We start from the raw sequence: 13,152 nt of genomic DNA, 5'->3' as shown, positions 1-13,152 counted from the left end.
CCTCACGTGAGGTGATGGGCGGGCCGTTCCCCTTGCGGGGAGCGGCCCGCTTCGTCGTGTGCGCGTGCGAGCAAGACCACGTTCGGGGAAAACGCTGTCGGGACTGCTGAGGCATGCGGCAGGATCTTTGGATGGAGCGTGTACGTGATGTCTCTGAGCTGCCGAAAGCCCATCTGCACCTGCACTTCACCGGGTCGATGCGGCCCTCGACCGTGCTGGAACTGGCCGACAAGTACGGCGTGCGGTTGCCCGACGCGCTGAGTGAGGCGCTGATCAGCGGGGAACCGCCGAGCCTGCGGGCGACGGACGAGCGGGGCTGGTTCCGCTTCCAGCGGCTGTACGACGCGGCGCGCTCGTGCCTGCGGGAGCCGGAGGACATCCAGCGGCTGGTGCGGGAGGCCGCGGAGGAGGACGTGCGGGACGGGTCGGGGTGGCTGGAGATCCAGGTCGACCCGACGTCGTACGCGCCGCGGCTGGGCGGGCTGATCCCGGCGCTGGAGATCATCCTGGACGCGGTGGAGACCACGTCGCGGGAGACCGGGCTCGGGATGCGGGTGCTGGTCGCGGCGAACCGGATGAAGCACCCGCTGGACGCGCGGACGCTGGCGCGGCTGGCGGTGCGGTACGCGGAGCGGGGCGTGGTCGGGTTCGGGCTGTCGAACGACGAGCGGCGGGGGATGGCGCGGGACTTTGACCGGGCCTTCGGGATCGCGCGCGAGGCCGGGTTGCTGTCGGCGCCGCACGGGGGTGAGCTGGCGGGGCCTTCGTCGGTACGGGACTGTCTGGACGACCTCGGGGCGAACCGGGTGGGGCACGGCGTGCGGGCGGCGGAGGATCCCCGGCTGATGAAGCGGCTGGCGGACCGGCAGGTGACGTGCGAGGTGTGCCCGGCGTCGAACGTGGCGCTGGGCGTGTACGAGAAGCCGGAGGACGTGCCGCTGCGGACGCTGTTCGAGGCGGGTGTTCCGTTGGCGCTGGGCGCGGACGACCCGCTGCTGTTCGGGTCGCGTCTTGCCGCGCAGTACGAGATCGCGCGACGGCATCACGGGTTCACGGACGCGGAGCTGGCGGAGGTGGCCCGGCAGTCGGTGCGGGGGTCGGCGGCGCCGGAGGACGTGAAAGCGAAGCTGCTGGCGGGGGTGGATGACTGGCTGGCGTCGTAGCGCGGGTGCGCGTCCGCTTCGCCTGGCGCCGGGTGGTGGGTCGGGGCCGCGCCGGGGGGTGTCCGTCCTCGGAACGGCGCGATGGGGTCGGACGCCGACTGACTGTCCGTTGACGCGCCAACCGCTGCGGGCGGACACCCCCCGACACGACCCCTGCTCGCCGTACGCGGGTGCGGACCGCCCCAGCTGCGGGCATGCGTGCCGCTGGGGGCGGCACGGGTGGGCGCAGCGGCACCCCGCTGCGCCGGGTTGCGGACCCACCCGGCCTCAGCGCCAACGTACCGGCACCCCGCTACGCCAAGCTGCGGACCCACCCGGCCTCAGCGGTGGCGCCGGGTGCCTACAGGCTGACTCCGACCGTCACCGGCTCGTTGACCAGGGTGATTCCGAAGGCCTCGCGGACTCCGGCCACGACCTCGCGGGCCAGGGCGAGGAGGTCCTCAGTGGTCGCACTCCCCCGGTTCGTGAGCGCCAGCGTGTGCTTCGTGGAGATGCGGGCCGGACCGTCGCCGTAGCCCTTGGTGAAGCCCGCCTTGTCGATCAGCCAGGCCGCGGAGGTCTTGGTGTGGCCGTCGCCGGCCGGGTACGCGGGGGGCTCCACCCCGTCGCCGAGCCGCTCTCGCACGCGTGCGCGGAACGTCGCGAAGTCCGTGTCCGTGAGGATCGGGTTGGTGAAGAAGGAGCCCGCCGACCAGGTGTCGTGGTCCTCGGGGTCCAGGACCATGCCCTTGCCTGCGCGCAGCTTGAGCACCGTCTCGCGGGCCTGCGCGAGCGGGACGCGGTCGCCCGCCTCCACACCGAGGGCGCGGGCCGTCTCGGCGTACCGGAGGGGGGCGGAGAGGCCCCCGGCGTCCTCCAGGGAGAAGCGGACCCGCAGGACCACGTAGCGCTCGGGGTCGGACTTGAAGCGGCTGTGGCGGTAGGAGAAGGCGCAGTCCTCGTTGGCCAGGGTGACCGTGTCGCCGGCGCGGCGGTCGTAGGCGACGACCTCGGTGATCGTGGAGGAGACCTCCTGGCCGTACGCCCCGACGTTCTGGATGGGGGTCGCGCCCGCGGAGCCGGGGATGCCGGCCAGGCACTCGATGCCGGCCAGACCCGCCTCGGCCGTACGGGCGACCGCGTCGGTCCAGATCTCGCCGGCCGCGAGCTCCAGGCTCGTGCCGTCGAGGGCGAAGCCCTTCGTGGCGATGACGAGGGCGGTGCCTTCGAAGCCCTTGTCGCCGATGACCAGGTTCGAGCCGCCGCCGATGAGCAGCAGCGGGGTGCCCGCCTCGTCGGCTTCGCGGACGGCGGCGATCACCTCGTCGTCCGTCGTCGCGGTGACCAGCCGGGTCGCGGGGCCGCCCAGCCGGAAGGTCGTCAGCGGGGCGAGAGGGGCGTCGTGGAGTTCCTGCACGGGCTCAAGAGTACGAGACGGCACTGACGGCGCCGGGCACGTGTGGGTGCGGCCCCCTTTCGCCGGGGCAAGGGGGCCGCACGCGCGCGTGGTGGCTCTCAGGACAGTCGGCGGAGCGCCTCGGACCAGGAGAGCGGGAGGTCGTCGCTGCTCACCTGCCATGTGGTGAAGGCCGAGTCCCTCATCTGCGGGGCGAGGCCCCGGGAGGCCGGGCCGTGGGCACCGGCGCGGACGAAGGCGTGCAGCGCGTCCTTGGACTCCCAGGCCGACAGGGTCCAGAAGGTCCGCTGCAGGGGCTTCGCCTTGAGGGTCGCTCCGTAGGCGCCGGGGCTCCGGCGGACCTGCCGCCAGACGGCGGGCGTCCCGGCGAGGAACCTCAGGGCTCCCCACAGCGTGCGGGTCTCGAAGCGGGAGGCGAAGACGTACACCTCGGTGTCGCGGGGCGGGGTGTTCGGGACGGTCCAGGGAAGAGTGGGCATGGCCGCTTCTCCTTGTTCGGGTCCTTCGGGGTCAGTGGGCGGCCGTCTCCAGCACCGGTGCCGGTTCGGCCGGCCCGGCCTGCCGCTCGGTGCGCCGCCGGGTCGGTATCAGCAGGGCCGCGACGCCGGCGAGGGCGACCACCGCGGAACCCGTCACCAGGGCGGGCCGCATGCCGTCGACGAAGGTCTGGCCGGTCTCGTAGCCGCCCTGGGCCGCGAAGATCGACCCCATGACGGCGATGCCGAGCGCCCCGCCCACCTCGCGCAGGGCGTTGTTGGCGCCGGAGGCGATGCCCTGCTCCGACGGCCGCACGCTGGACATGACCAGGTGCGAGGCGGGGGCGAAGAACAGTGCCATGCCGACGCCGCTGACGATCAGGGCGGGCAGCTGGGACACGTAGGAGGCGTCGGCCGTGGCCACGACCGCCATGTAGCCGAGGCCCAGCGCCTGCAGGAAGAGGCCTGCGGCGACGACCGGGCGGCCGCCGATGCGGTCGGCCAGGATGCCGGCGATCGGGGCGACCAGCATCGGCATGCCGGTCCACGGCAGCATCCTGAGGCCCGCCTCGGTGGGCGAGTAGCCGAGGACGCCCTGCATGTACTGGCTGAGCAGGAAGATCGAGCCGAACATGCCGAGGAACATCAGCAGGCTCGCCGCGTTGATGCCGGAGAACGCCCGGGAGCGGAACAGCCGCATCGGAAGCATGGGGTTCTTGGCTCGCGTGCTGTAGAGGATGAAGCCGACGAGCAGCGCTCCGCCCGCGAACAGGCCGGTCAGGACGAGGGAGGAGGTCCAGCCGTCGGCCGGGCCGCGGACCAGGCCGTAGACGATGCCGAAGAGGCCGCCACTGGCGAGCAGGGTGCCGGGGACGTCGAGCGGGGCCCCGGTGCCGTGGGACTCGGCGAGGCGGAGTCGGGCGACCGGGATCAGGGCCAGGCCCAGCGGGACGTTCAGCCAGAAGATCCACTGCCAGGAGATGTGCTCGGTGAGGGTGCCGCCGACGAGCGGTCCGGAGGCGACGGCGAGTCCGTTGACGGCGCCCCAGATGCCGTACGCCATGCCGCGCTTGGCGACGGGCACGGCGGCGGTCAGCAGGGTGAGCGTCAGCGGCATCATCACCGCGGCGCCGGCGCCTTGGACCGCGCGGGCGGCGATGAGGGAGTCGATGCCGGGCGCCATGGCCGCGGCGGCGGAGGCTCCGGTGAAGACGGCGAGCCCGGCGATGAAGAGCCGGCGGCGGCCGAAGCGGTCGCCGAGGGCGGCACCGAACATCAGCAGGACGGCGAAGGTGAGCGTGTAGGCGCTCACGGTCCATTCCAGATCGTGCAGTCCTCCGCCGAGGTCCTCCCGGATGGAGGGCAGGGCGGTGGTGACGACGAGGTTGTCGAGGGCCGCCATGAATCCGGCGACGCTGGTGATGACGAGGGCCCAGGCGGCTCCCCCGCGACGTGTGGTCTGCTGTGACATCGCTCCCCCATGGAGTGTGTGCCGTGATCGATTAGTTATTGATTACTAACTTTCGAGGTCATGAAAAGGGCGGCCCTTCTCACTCCGCTGCGTCAGTCGTCGGACTCCGGTGCACCCAGCCCTGCCCAGACTCGGTGATCGGCCGGGAAACCCATGGCCACCAGGCAGTTGATGAGCATGCCCTGGGCGAGGAAGGTCGTCGTCTCGTGGGCGTCGGCGCCCAGCGGCAGGTGGATGGTGTCCCACAGCCGCATCCAGCCCGCGCGTACGGCTTCGCCGAACTCACGGTCCCCCTCCTCCTCGGCGGACGCGACGGCGAGGTACATCTGCATCTGCATCATCAGCCGCTCGGGCTGCTCGGAGATGGTCTCGACGTACGCGGCACCCATCGCGTGGCGGGCCTCTTCACCCTCCAGCCCCTCGGCCGCCTCCGCGAACATCCGGATGGTGTCCTCGACACACCGCTCCGCCGCCGCCAGGAAGATGGCCTTCTTGCCGGGGAAGAGCCGGAAGAGGTACGGCTGCGACACGCCGACCCGGCGAGCGATCGCCTCGGTCGAGGTGCCGTGGTAACCACCGCGAGCGAACTCGGTCATCGCGGCCCGGATGACGCTCTCGCGCCGCTCTTCCGCACTCATCCTTGCCATGCATTCGAAGTTAGTGCTCAATCACTAACTCTGTCAAGCGATACCCGGCACGCGCCATGCGTAAGGGGCGCCCCCCAATGGAGAGCGCCCCTTACGCGATGCCGTGGCCGCCTCAGGCCAGTCGCACGACCGCCCGGGACATGCCCAGCACCTTCTGCCCGGCGCTGGTCGCAGTCAGGTCCACGCGGACCGTGTTGTCGTCGAGCTTGGCGGCGACCTTGCCCGCGACCTCGATCACGGCGCCCTGGTCGTCGTTCGGGACGACGACCGGCTTGGTGAAGCGGACGCCGTACTCGACGACCGCGCCCGGGTCTCCGGCCCAGTCGGTGACCACGCGGATCGCCTCGGCCATGGTGAACATGCCGTGCGCGATGACGTCCGGCAGGCCGACCTCCTTGGCGAACTTCTCGTTCCAGTGGATCGGGTTGAAGTCGCCGGAGGCGCCCGCGTAGCGCACGAGGGTCGCTCGGCTCACGGGGAAGGTCTGGGCGGGCAGTTCGGTGCCGACCTCGACGTCGGAGTAGGAGATCTTCGCGGTCATGGGGTCGCTCACGCCTCCTCGGCCGCGCGGGCCACGAGCTTGGTCCAGGCGGTCACGACGTGCTCGCCGGCCTCGTCGTGCACCTCGCCGCGGATGTCCACGATGTCGTTGCCCGCGAGGGACTTGATCGCCTCGATGGTCGAGGTGACCGTGAGACGGTCGCCGGCGCGGACGGGGCGCCGGTAGGCGAACTTCTGGTCGCCGTGCACCACGCGGCTGTAGTCCAGGCCGAGCTGCGGGTCCTGGACGACCTCGCCCGCCGCCTTGAAGGTGATCGCGAACACGAAGGTCGGCGGCGCGATCACATCGGGGTACCCCAGTGCCTTGGCGGCCTCAGCGTCCGTGTACGCCGGGTTGGCGTCGCCGACCGCCTCGGCGAACTCACGGATCTTCTCCCGGCCCACCTCGTATGGCGCGGTGGGCGGGTACGTCCGCCCCACGAAGGACTGGTCGAGCGCCATGGCTCGGCACCTCCTGGTAGCTCTACTGACCGGTACGGGTCCTTCAACGACGCGAGGCCGCCCCCGATCACTCGGGAACGGCCTCGCGTACGAGCCTGATTTATCGCGTTTCGCGGTGCGCGGTGTGCGCGTTGCAACGCGGGCAGTGCTTCTTCATCTCCAGACGATCCGGGTTGTTACGCCGGTTCTTCTTGGTGATGTAGTTCCGCTCCTTGCACTCCACGCAGGCCAGCGTGATCTTCGGGCGGACGTCGGTGGCAGCCACGTGAGTGCTCCTAAGACGAACGGATGGACTGTTTAACGCAAGAAGAGTAGCCGATCGAAGGACCGACCCCGCAATCGGCTACTGTCAGTAGCGGTGACCGGACTTGAACCGGTGACACAGCGATTATGAGCCGCTTGCTCTACCGACTGAGCTACACCGCTTTGATGTGGTCCGGACCCCGTCTTGCGACGGGAGCCAGTCACACCAGAGCCCCAAAACGGAATCGAACCGTTGACCTTCTCCTTACCATGGAGACGCTCTGCCGACTGAGCTATTGGGGCGAGCGATGAAGACATTACACGCTCCGCCGCCGTTCACCCAAATCCGTTTCGAGGCACCCGCTCCGGGCGCCCGGACCGTCCTCCCGGCGGCCTCCCGGGCCCCTCCCGTTCCGTGAGCGGACCACGCCGGTACGACTATTGCGCTCCTCCCCGCCGCGGGCAGGGGGCCGTCCTAGGCTCGTCTCACTCTGCGTGATCATGCGTCCTCCCGTGCCAGCCCGAGCCCCTGGAGTGCGATGCCCGACAGCCGGCCGCAGCCACCACCGCCCCCGTCGTCCTCGCCGGGTCCGGCCGACCCGTCGTCGCTGCTGCTGTGCGGGGCGCGGCTCACCGACGGCCGGACCGTGGACGTACGGCTGGGCGGCGGGCGTATCGAGGCGGTCGGCACGGCCGGCAGTCTGGGCGCGGGCGGCACGCGCGCGTGCGGGACGCGCGTGGACCTCAAGGGCTACCTGCTGCTGCCGGCTCCCGCCGAGCCGCACGCCCACGCCGACACGGCCCTGTCGGCCGATACCGAGGGGCCTGCCTCTCACGAGCCGCACGACGTGCAGCGCCGGGCGACGGAGGCCGCGCTGCTCCAGCTCGGGCACGGGGCGACGGCGCTGCGGGCGCATGTCCGCGTGGGGGACGTCCAGGGGCTGGGCGCGCTCGCGGCCGTACTGCAGGCGCGGCGCGCGCTGCGCGGGCTGGCGGAGCTGACGACGGTGGCGATGCCCCGGGTGCTGACCGGCGTGGCCGGTGCGGACGGGCTCGCGGTGCTGCGGGACGCGATGAAGATGGGCGCCTCGGCGGTGGGCGGCCGGCCGGACCTCGACCCCGACCCGACGGGGTACGTGGAGGCGGTCCTGGAGCTGGCCTCCGAGCACGGCTGCCCCGTCGACCTGCACACGGACGCCGGGGACCCGGCCCGGCTGGCCCGGCTCGCGGCGATGGCGGGCGGGCTGCGCCCCGGGGTGTCCCTCAGCCCCTGCGGCGATCTCGGCCGGCTGCCCTCCGAGGTGGCCTCGCGGACGGCCGACCAGCTCGCGGCGGCCGGGGTGGCGGTGGTGTGCCTGCCCCAGGGCGGCTGCGGCGGCGTCGACCGGCGCGGGGCGGCGCCCGTCCGGCTGCTGCGCGCGGCCGGGGTTCGGGTGACCGCCGGGAGCGGGGCGCTGCGGGACGTGTCCAACCCGGTGGGGCGTGGCGACCCACTGGAGGCGGCCTTCCTGCTGGCCTCGCGTTACGGGCTGGCGCCCGAGGAGGCGTACGACGCGGTGAGCTCGTCGGCGCGCGCGGTACTGGGGCTGCCCGAGGTGCGGGTCGAGGCCGGTTTCCCCGCCGAGTTGCTCGCGGTGCGCGGGGACCGGCTCGCCGGGGTGCTGTCCCTGGCGTACAGCCGGATCGTCGTGCACCAGGGGCGCGTGGTGGCGCGGACCAGCGCGGTGCGGGAGTACTGCAGTTCGGCGTCCTCGGTGGAGCTGGGGCTGCCGCGGCAGGGCCGGGGTGAGGGGCCGTGAGGCCTGCGGCGGGTGCGGTCGGGGCCGTTGGGCGTGCGGCGGGTGCGGGCGAAGCCGAAAGGCCTGCGGCGGGTGCGGCGAAGGCGTGCGGCGGACGGTGCTGTCGAGGCGTACGGTCGAAGACATGCGCATTGTCATCGCTGGTGGTCATGGTCAGATCGCGTTGCGGCTGGAGCGGCTGCTCGCCGCGCGCGGGGACGAGGTAGCGGGAATCATCCGGAAGGCCGAGCAGGCGGACGATCTGCGGCAGGCCGGTGCCGAACCGGTCGTGCTCGACCTGGAGTCGGCGTCCGTGGACGAGGTCGCGGAGCGGCTGAGGGGCGCTGACGCCGCGGTCTTCGCGGCGGGCGCTGGCCCGGGCAGCGGGGCGACCCGCAAGGACACGGTGGACAAGGCCGCGGCGATCCTCTTCGCGGACGCGGCGGTGAAGGCAGGAGTACGGCGCTTCGTGGTCGTGTCGTCCATGGGCGCCGACCCGCGCCACCAGGGCGACGAGATCTTCGACGTCTACCTGCGCGCCAAGGGCGAGGCGGACGCGTACGTGCGCGGGCTGGACGCCCTGGAATGGACGATCCTGCGCCCCGGCCGGCTCACCGACGACGCCGGTACCGGTCTCGTACGTCTGGAGGCCCGCACCGGCCGCGGCCCGATCCCGCGCGACGACGTGGCCGCCGTGCTGGCGGAGCTGGTGGACACCTCCGCGACGGCCGGGCTCACCCTGGAGCTCATCAGCGGGTCGGCGCCGGTCTCGGTGGCGGTGAAGTCGGTGGCGGGGAACTGAGGTTGGCGGCCCGCCGCGCGGGCGGGGCCTAGAACAGGGGCAGTTGGCCGGGGAAGTCCGGGACCGTGTAGCCGTCCAGGGACGGTTGCTCGGGGCCCGGGCGGGCCTGGCGGCGGGAGCCCGGGCACGAGGTGAGTTCGCCGTGCTCACGGGCGCCTGGCGGGTCGTGGCGCGCGTACCGCCCGGCGACGACGGCGATCTCGCGACGGCACTCGGGGCAGACTCTGCGACGGGAGGACATGGGGCCAGTGTGCCGCGCGGGCGGACCGGCCGGGCCGCTCCCCTGCGGTGGCTGCGCCTTTCGCGGACCTCAATGCCGTGGACTTCGGCTGTAGTGGAGACCGGTTCGTCGTGGAGCCCGGTTCGTCGTGGAGCCCGGTTCGTCGTGGAGCCCGGTTCGTCGTGGAGCCCGGTTCGTCGTGGAGCCCGGTGGTCGCGCAGCTCGATCCAGTTGCTTAAGTCAATCAATTGGCTTAGCTTGGTCGGGTCGCGCTGCCCCTTGACGCCCCTACGGAGGCCCGGCCACGTCCCACGCCCTTCCCCGACCCGCCGACACCGGGGAGCCCCCCGCGCCCCGGGCGAGCGCCGTCGTCGCGGTCCTGGCCTTCGGCGGGATCGTGGTCTCGCTGATGCAGACCCTGGTCATCCCGATCGTCCCGGAGCTCCCCCGGCTGCTGAGCGCCCCCGCCTCGGACACCGCCTGGGCCGTCACCGCCACCCTGCTCGGCGCCGCCGTCGCCACGCCGATGACGGGCCGGCTCGGCGACATGTACTGCAAGCGGCGGCTGCTGCTGATCAGCCTTGTGATGCTGGTGGCCGGCTCGGTGACCGCCGCGCTCAGCGACTCACTCGCCCCGATGATCGCCGGACGGGCACTACAGGGCCTCGCCTCCGGCGTGATCCCGCTCGGCATCAGCATCATGCGGGACGAACTGCCCGCCGAACGGCTCGGGTCGGCGACCGCGCTGATGAGCGCCTCACTCGGCGTGGGCGGCGCCCTCGGACTGCCCGCCGCCGCGCTCATCGCGGACAACTTCGACTGGCACGCCCTGTTCTGGGCCTCCGCCGGTCTTGGTGTCGTCGCCCTCGCGCTGGTGCCGGCCATCGTGCCGGAGTCGACAGTGCGTACCGGCGGGCGCTTCGACCTGGTCGGCGGCATCGGTATGGCGGTGGGTCTGGTGTCACTGCTGCTGGCCATCTCCAAGGGCGGCGACTGGGGTTGGAGCAGCGGCACCACCCTCGGCCTGTTCGCGGCGGCCGTCGTCGTGCTGCTGGTGTGGGGCCGGTGGGAGCTGCGGGTCGGCGAGCCACTGGTCGACCTGCGGACCACCGCTCGTCGCCAGGTGCTCGTCACCAACCTCGCCTCGATCGCCGTCGGGTTCGCGATGTTCGCGATGTCCCTGGTCATTCCGCAGCTCCTGCAGTTGCCTGAGGCGACCGGATACGGTCTCGGCAAGTCACTGCTCGTCGCCGGGCTGACCATGGCTCCGTCCGGCCTGGTCATGATGGCCACGGCTCCCGTCTCCGCCGCCCTGTCCAAGGCCAAGGGCCCGAAGATCACCCTGATGACCGGCGCTTTCATCGTGGCCGCCGGGTACGGGCTGAACATCGCGCTGATGTCGGAGCTCTGGCACTTCGTGCTCGTCACCTGTGTCATCGGCGCCGGTATCGGCTTCACCTACGGCTCGATGCCCGCACTCATCATGAGCGCCGTCCCGGCCTCGGAGACGGGCGCGGCGAACAGCCTCAACACGCTCATGCGGTCCATCGGTACGTCGACCGCCAGCGCGGTGGCCGGGGTGATCCTGGCCCGGATGACGACGGACTTCGGGCGGACACCGCTGCCGTCCCAGGACGGATTCAAGGTCGTCCTGGCGGTCGGGGCGGGGGCCGCGCTGCTGGCCTTCGCGGTCGCCTCGTTCATTCCGCGGCAGCGGGCTGCGGCGCCGGTTGCGGAGGTGGCGGCGGAAGCGCCGGTGGCAAAGGCTTCCGCGGGTGGGGAGCCGGTCGTCGGAGCACCGGCCGCCGGAGCACCGGCCGAGGCGGGGGTGGCCACTGCCGAACGGGCCGGGATCGCCGTGCGGGGCCGGGTGCTGGGGGCCGACCGGGCCGCCGTCGGCGGGGCCGCTGTGACGTTGATCTCGCTCGGCGGCCAGCAGATCGGGCGGTCGGTCTCGCGGAGTGACGGGTCGTACGGCGTGGACGCTCCGGGCGCCGGATCGTACGTCCTGATCGCCGCGTCGGAGGGCTACCAGCCGCAGGCGTCCACGATCGTCGTGGCCGGTGAGCCGGTGGCGTACGACGTGCTGCTGAGCGGCACCAGCGGCCTCGCCGGGGTGGTTCGCTCCGCGGAGGGCGGGACACCGGTCGCCGGGGCGGTGGTCATCATGACGGACGTGCGCGGGGAGGTGCTGGCCACCACACGGACGGACGTACTGGGCGAGTTCACGGTCACCGACCTGGTGCCGGGGCCGGTGACGCTGGCCGTCAGCTCCCCCAAGCACCGGCCGCTGGCCCAGGTCGTCGAGATCGGCGGAGCCGGGACGACCCGGGTCGAGCTCGAACTGCGGCCCGGCGCGCAGGTACGCGGCACGGTGCGCGGAGGGGGCGTGCCGCTGAGCGACGCGCGGGTGACGCTGGTGGACGCGGCGGGCAACGTGGTCGCCACGACGCGAACCGGTCTCGACGGGGCCTACGCCTTCCCCGACCTGGACACCGGCGCGTACACGGTCATCGCGACCGGCTACCCGCCCCGGACGGCGCCGCTGACGGTCCCGGGCACCGGCGTGGACGACCACGACATCGAACTCGCCCACGCCGGGGAGCAGGACACAGTCGGATAGCGGGGTGGCCGGGTAGCCGGGCGGAGGGGCGTGCGTCGCCGCGACGCGCCCCCGCCCGCCCACCGTCATCCCGGGAGAAGCCGCGCCGGCGGATCGGCGTCAGCGCACGTCGACGTAGTCGGCCGCGCTGGTGGCGACGCCGGTCGTGGAGTTGCCGTAGTACACCCAGCGGTAGTAGCCGTCGACCGAGGCGGTGACCGTGGTCTTCAGTCCTCCGGTGCTGCTGGTGGTCGCCTTCTTGACCGTCTTGAAGGTGTCGGTGCCCTTGGCGCGGAACTGGAGGCTGACCGTGCGGCCGCTGTAGGCGTCGTACCTCTTGGTGCTCCAGTTCGCCCGGGTCAGCTTGCCCGTGACGGAGATCGGCTTGCCCTTGGTGACCGGCTCCGGCGTGGCGTTGGTGGTCGCCTTGGCCGCGCGCTTGAGCTGGGCGGTCGCTGACCGCGTCTCCAGTTCCCCGGTCTTGAGGCCGCCGTCGGCCTTCCACAGCCGCAGCGAGACGCCGACCTTCCAGGTCGTGGCGTCGCTGTTGGAGTCGACGTGCTCCTGGCTCGGGTGCGGGTCGATGTAGAGGTTGCCCTCGCAGCGAGCGTGCTTGGAGTCGGTCTCGTAGCAGGTGTAGCTGCCCGGCTGGATGAAGTTCTCTCCCGTGTCGGCCGCCGTCTTGATGGTGCCGCGGTAGAGGAAGGGGTACGCGTCGTAGCGGGAGGGGTCGGAGGTGCTGTACCCGGAAGGCAGCGCGATGTTGAAGCTGATGGGCGGCTCCACCTCCTTCGACGTGCCGACGACGATCGGCTTGCCGTTGTTGATGACGATGTCTGACACGGTGATGCCGGTGTCCGCCGCCTGGGCCGCCGGCGCGTTCAGCACCGAAAGCCCCAGCGCCCCCACGAGCGTGGCCACCGCGACGGTTCGTCTGCCTGTTTTCATGCACACCTCTTCAGGAGAATGCCGTGATAGGAGGCGGCAGCGTATCTGACGAGTTCATGCCCGCCGACGGGCTCCTGGCAGACGTCGTGAACCACCTGCTGTTGGGCCGCCGTTGGCGTGCAATGTGCAGGTGGCTGCCGCGAAGCGGCGTGATCATGCTCACCCCAGGGGCGCCCCAGAGGACCACTGAGACAACGAAAAACCCCCTCTCGCCTACGTTTCCGTAGAGGAGAGGGGGTCTTCCCCAGTGTGGCGGCGCCAGGATTCGAACCTGGGAAGGCTGAGCCGGCAGATTTACAGTCTGCGCGCGCCCCTGCTCATGACCAGCAGATTGAACTGCCACAGAGTGCATTGCCCCAGGCCTGCCCCACAGAGAGCTGAGACCATCAGGGAACATCCGCTTT

Annotated in this window: 13 protein-coding genes and 3 tRNA genes; 4 read left to right on the top strand and 12 right to left on the bottom strand. The window is 71.8% G+C overall.

Annotation, left to right across the window (positions count from 1 at the left end):
• Window positions 1-131 precede the first annotated feature (131 nt).
• Window positions 132-1,163 (top strand): adenosine deaminase, encoded by a 1,032-nt coding sequence (locus tag HNR57_RS10795; RefSeq protein WP_184559298.1) that lies wholly within the window; start codon window positions 132-134, stop codon window positions 1,161-1,163.
• A gap of 340 nt (window positions 1,164-1,503) precedes the next feature.
• On the opposite strand, the gene HNR57_RS10790 is transcribed toward HNR57_RS10795, so the two are convergent.
• The 9 genes from HNR57_RS10790 to HNR57_RS10750 all read right to left on the bottom strand — a co-directional run bounded on the left by HNR57_RS10790 (window position 1,504) and on the right by HNR57_RS10750 (window position 6,701).
• A complete protein-coding gene (locus HNR57_RS10790; RefSeq protein ID WP_184559296.1) occupies window positions 1,504-2,559 on the bottom strand; it encodes a UDP-N-acetylmuramate dehydrogenase in 1,056 nt (351 codons plus the stop codon).
• A 98-nt stretch (window positions 2,560-2,657) separates the two neighbouring features.
• Window positions 2,658-3,038, bottom strand: a complete 381-nt coding sequence (locus tag HNR57_RS10785) for a DUF3291 domain-containing protein (protein ID WP_184559294.1) — start codon at window positions 3,036-3,038, stop codon at window positions 2,658-2,660.
• Window positions 3,039-3,069: 31 nt separating this feature from the next.
• Complete coding sequence (locus tag HNR57_RS10780) at window positions 3,070-4,506, bottom strand: DHA2 family efflux MFS transporter permease subunit (RefSeq protein ID WP_184559292.1); 1,437 nt, start codon at window positions 4,504-4,506, stop codon at window positions 3,070-3,072.
• A gap of 92 nt (window positions 4,507-4,598) precedes the next feature.
• Window positions 4,599-5,153 carry a TetR/AcrR family transcriptional regulator gene (locus tag HNR57_RS10775; protein WP_184559290.1) on the bottom strand — a complete coding sequence of 185 codons (555 nt, stop codon included), beginning with the start codon at window positions 5,151-5,153 and terminating at the stop codon, window positions 4,599-4,601.
• A 112-nt stretch (window positions 5,154-5,265) separates the two neighbouring features.
• Entirely contained in the window at window positions 5,266-5,694 is a 429-nt protein-coding gene (locus HNR57_RS10770; protein WP_184560353.1) for a MaoC family dehydratase, read from the bottom strand.
• Window positions 5,695-5,702: 8 nt separating this feature from the next.
• Complete coding sequence (locus HNR57_RS10765; protein ID WP_184559288.1) at window positions 5,703-6,155, bottom strand: MaoC family dehydratase N-terminal domain-containing protein; 453 nt, start codon at window positions 6,153-6,155, stop codon at window positions 5,703-5,705.
• Window positions 6,156-6,255: 100 nt separating this feature from the next.
• Window positions 6,256-6,420, bottom strand: coding sequence for a 50S ribosomal protein L33 (gene rpmG, locus HNR57_RS10760; RefSeq protein WP_003948671.1), 165 nt, complete (start codon window positions 6,418-6,420; stop codon window positions 6,256-6,258).
• An 88-nt stretch (window positions 6,421-6,508) separates the two neighbouring features.
• Window positions 6,509-6,581 (bottom strand) — tRNA-Met (locus HNR57_RS10755).
• A gap of 47 nt (window positions 6,582-6,628) precedes the next feature.
• Window positions 6,629-6,701 (bottom strand) — tRNA-Thr (locus HNR57_RS10750).
• A gap of 236 nt (window positions 6,702-6,937) precedes the next feature.
• Between HNR57_RS10750 and HNR57_RS10745 the strand changes: the two genes are divergently transcribed.
• Together HNR57_RS10745 and HNR57_RS10740 are read left to right on the top strand one after the other, a co-directional pair.
• Complete coding sequence (locus HNR57_RS10745) at window positions 6,938-8,197, top strand: amidohydrolase family protein (RefSeq protein ID WP_184559286.1); 1,260 nt, start codon at window positions 6,938-6,940, stop codon at window positions 8,195-8,197.
• Window positions 8,198-8,321: 124 nt separating this feature from the next.
• Window positions 8,322-8,978: an NAD(P)H-binding protein gene (locus tag HNR57_RS10740; RefSeq protein ID WP_184559284.1), complete on the top strand. Its 657-nt coding sequence runs from the start codon at window positions 8,322-8,324 to the stop codon at window positions 8,976-8,978.
• A 28-nt stretch (window positions 8,979-9,006) separates the two neighbouring features.
• Here HNR57_RS10740 and HNR57_RS10735 read toward each other — a convergent pair whose 3' ends face one another.
• Complete coding sequence (locus HNR57_RS10735; protein WP_030839769.1) at window positions 9,007-9,219, bottom strand: hypothetical protein; 213 nt, start codon at window positions 9,217-9,219, stop codon at window positions 9,007-9,009.
• 388 nt (window positions 9,220-9,607) lie between these two features.
• Here HNR57_RS10735 and HNR57_RS10730 point away from each other — a divergent pair, with 388 nt between their 5' ends.
• Window positions 9,608-11,821, top strand: coding sequence for an MFS transporter (locus tag HNR57_RS10730; RefSeq protein ID WP_184559282.1), 2,214 nt, complete (start codon window positions 9,608-9,610; stop codon window positions 11,819-11,821).
• A gap of 99 nt (window positions 11,822-11,920) precedes the next feature.
• Here the strand turns inward: HNR57_RS10730 and HNR57_RS10725 are convergent, their stop codons facing one another.
• Window positions 11,921-12,748 carry a hypothetical protein gene (locus HNR57_RS10725; protein ID WP_184559280.1) on the bottom strand — a complete coding sequence of 276 codons (828 nt, stop codon included), beginning with the start codon at window positions 12,746-12,748 and terminating at the stop codon, window positions 11,921-11,923.
• 250 nt (window positions 12,749-12,998) lie between these two features.
• Window positions 12,999-13,089 (bottom strand) — tRNA-OTHER (locus HNR57_RS10720).
• Between the last annotated feature and the right edge of the window lie 63 nt (window positions 13,090-13,152).

It is taken from the genome of Streptomyces paradoxus (assembly GCF_014202475.1).
GTDB classification, from domain to species: Bacteria; Actinomycetota; Actinomycetes; order Streptomycetales; family Streptomycetaceae; genus Streptomyces; species Streptomyces paradoxus.
The sequence above is the reverse complement of the archived record's forward strand: the minus strand, read 5'-3'. Positions and strand labels throughout refer to the sequence as shown.

Coding starts and splice junctions, on each gene's coding strand:
- HNR57_RS10725 (WP_184559280.1), bottom strand. CDS start 12,748: ATGAAAACAGGCAGACGAACCGTCGCGGTGGCCACGCTCGTGGGGGCG.
- HNR57_RS10735 (WP_030839769.1), bottom strand. CDS start 9,219: ATGTCCTCCCGTCGCAGAGTCTGCCCCGAGTGCCGTCGCGAGATCGCC.
- HNR57_RS10780 (WP_184559292.1), bottom strand. CDS start 4,506: ATGTCACAGCAGACCACACGTCGCGGGGGAGCCGCCTGGGCCCTCGTC.
- HNR57_RS10740 (WP_184559284.1), top strand. CDS start 8,322: ATGCGCATTGTCATCGCTGGTGGTCATGGTCAGATCGCGTTGCGGCTG.
- HNR57_RS10730 (WP_184559282.1), top strand. CDS start 9,608: ATGCAGACCCTGGTCATCCCGATCGTCCCGGAGCTCCCCCGGCTGCTG.
- HNR57_RS10795 (WP_184559298.1), top strand. CDS start 132: ATGGAGCGTGTACGTGATGTCTCTGAGCTGCCGAAAGCCCATCTGCAC.
- HNR57_RS10770 (WP_184560353.1), bottom strand. CDS start 5,694: ATGACCGCGAAGATCTCCTACTCCGACGTCGAGGTCGGCACCGAACTG.
- HNR57_RS10765 (WP_184559288.1), bottom strand. CDS start 6,155: ATGGCGCTCGACCAGTCCTTCGTGGGGCGGACGTACCCGCCCACCGCG.
- HNR57_RS10785 (WP_184559294.1), bottom strand. CDS start 3,038: ATGCCCACTCTTCCCTGGACCGTCCCGAACACCCCGCCCCGCGACACC.
- HNR57_RS10745 (WP_184559286.1), top strand. CDS start 6,938: ATGCCCGACAGCCGGCCGCAGCCACCACCGCCCCCGTCGTCCTCGCCG.
- HNR57_RS10775 (WP_184559290.1), bottom strand. CDS start 5,153: ATGGCAAGGATGAGTGCGGAAGAGCGGCGCGAGAGCGTCATCCGGGCC.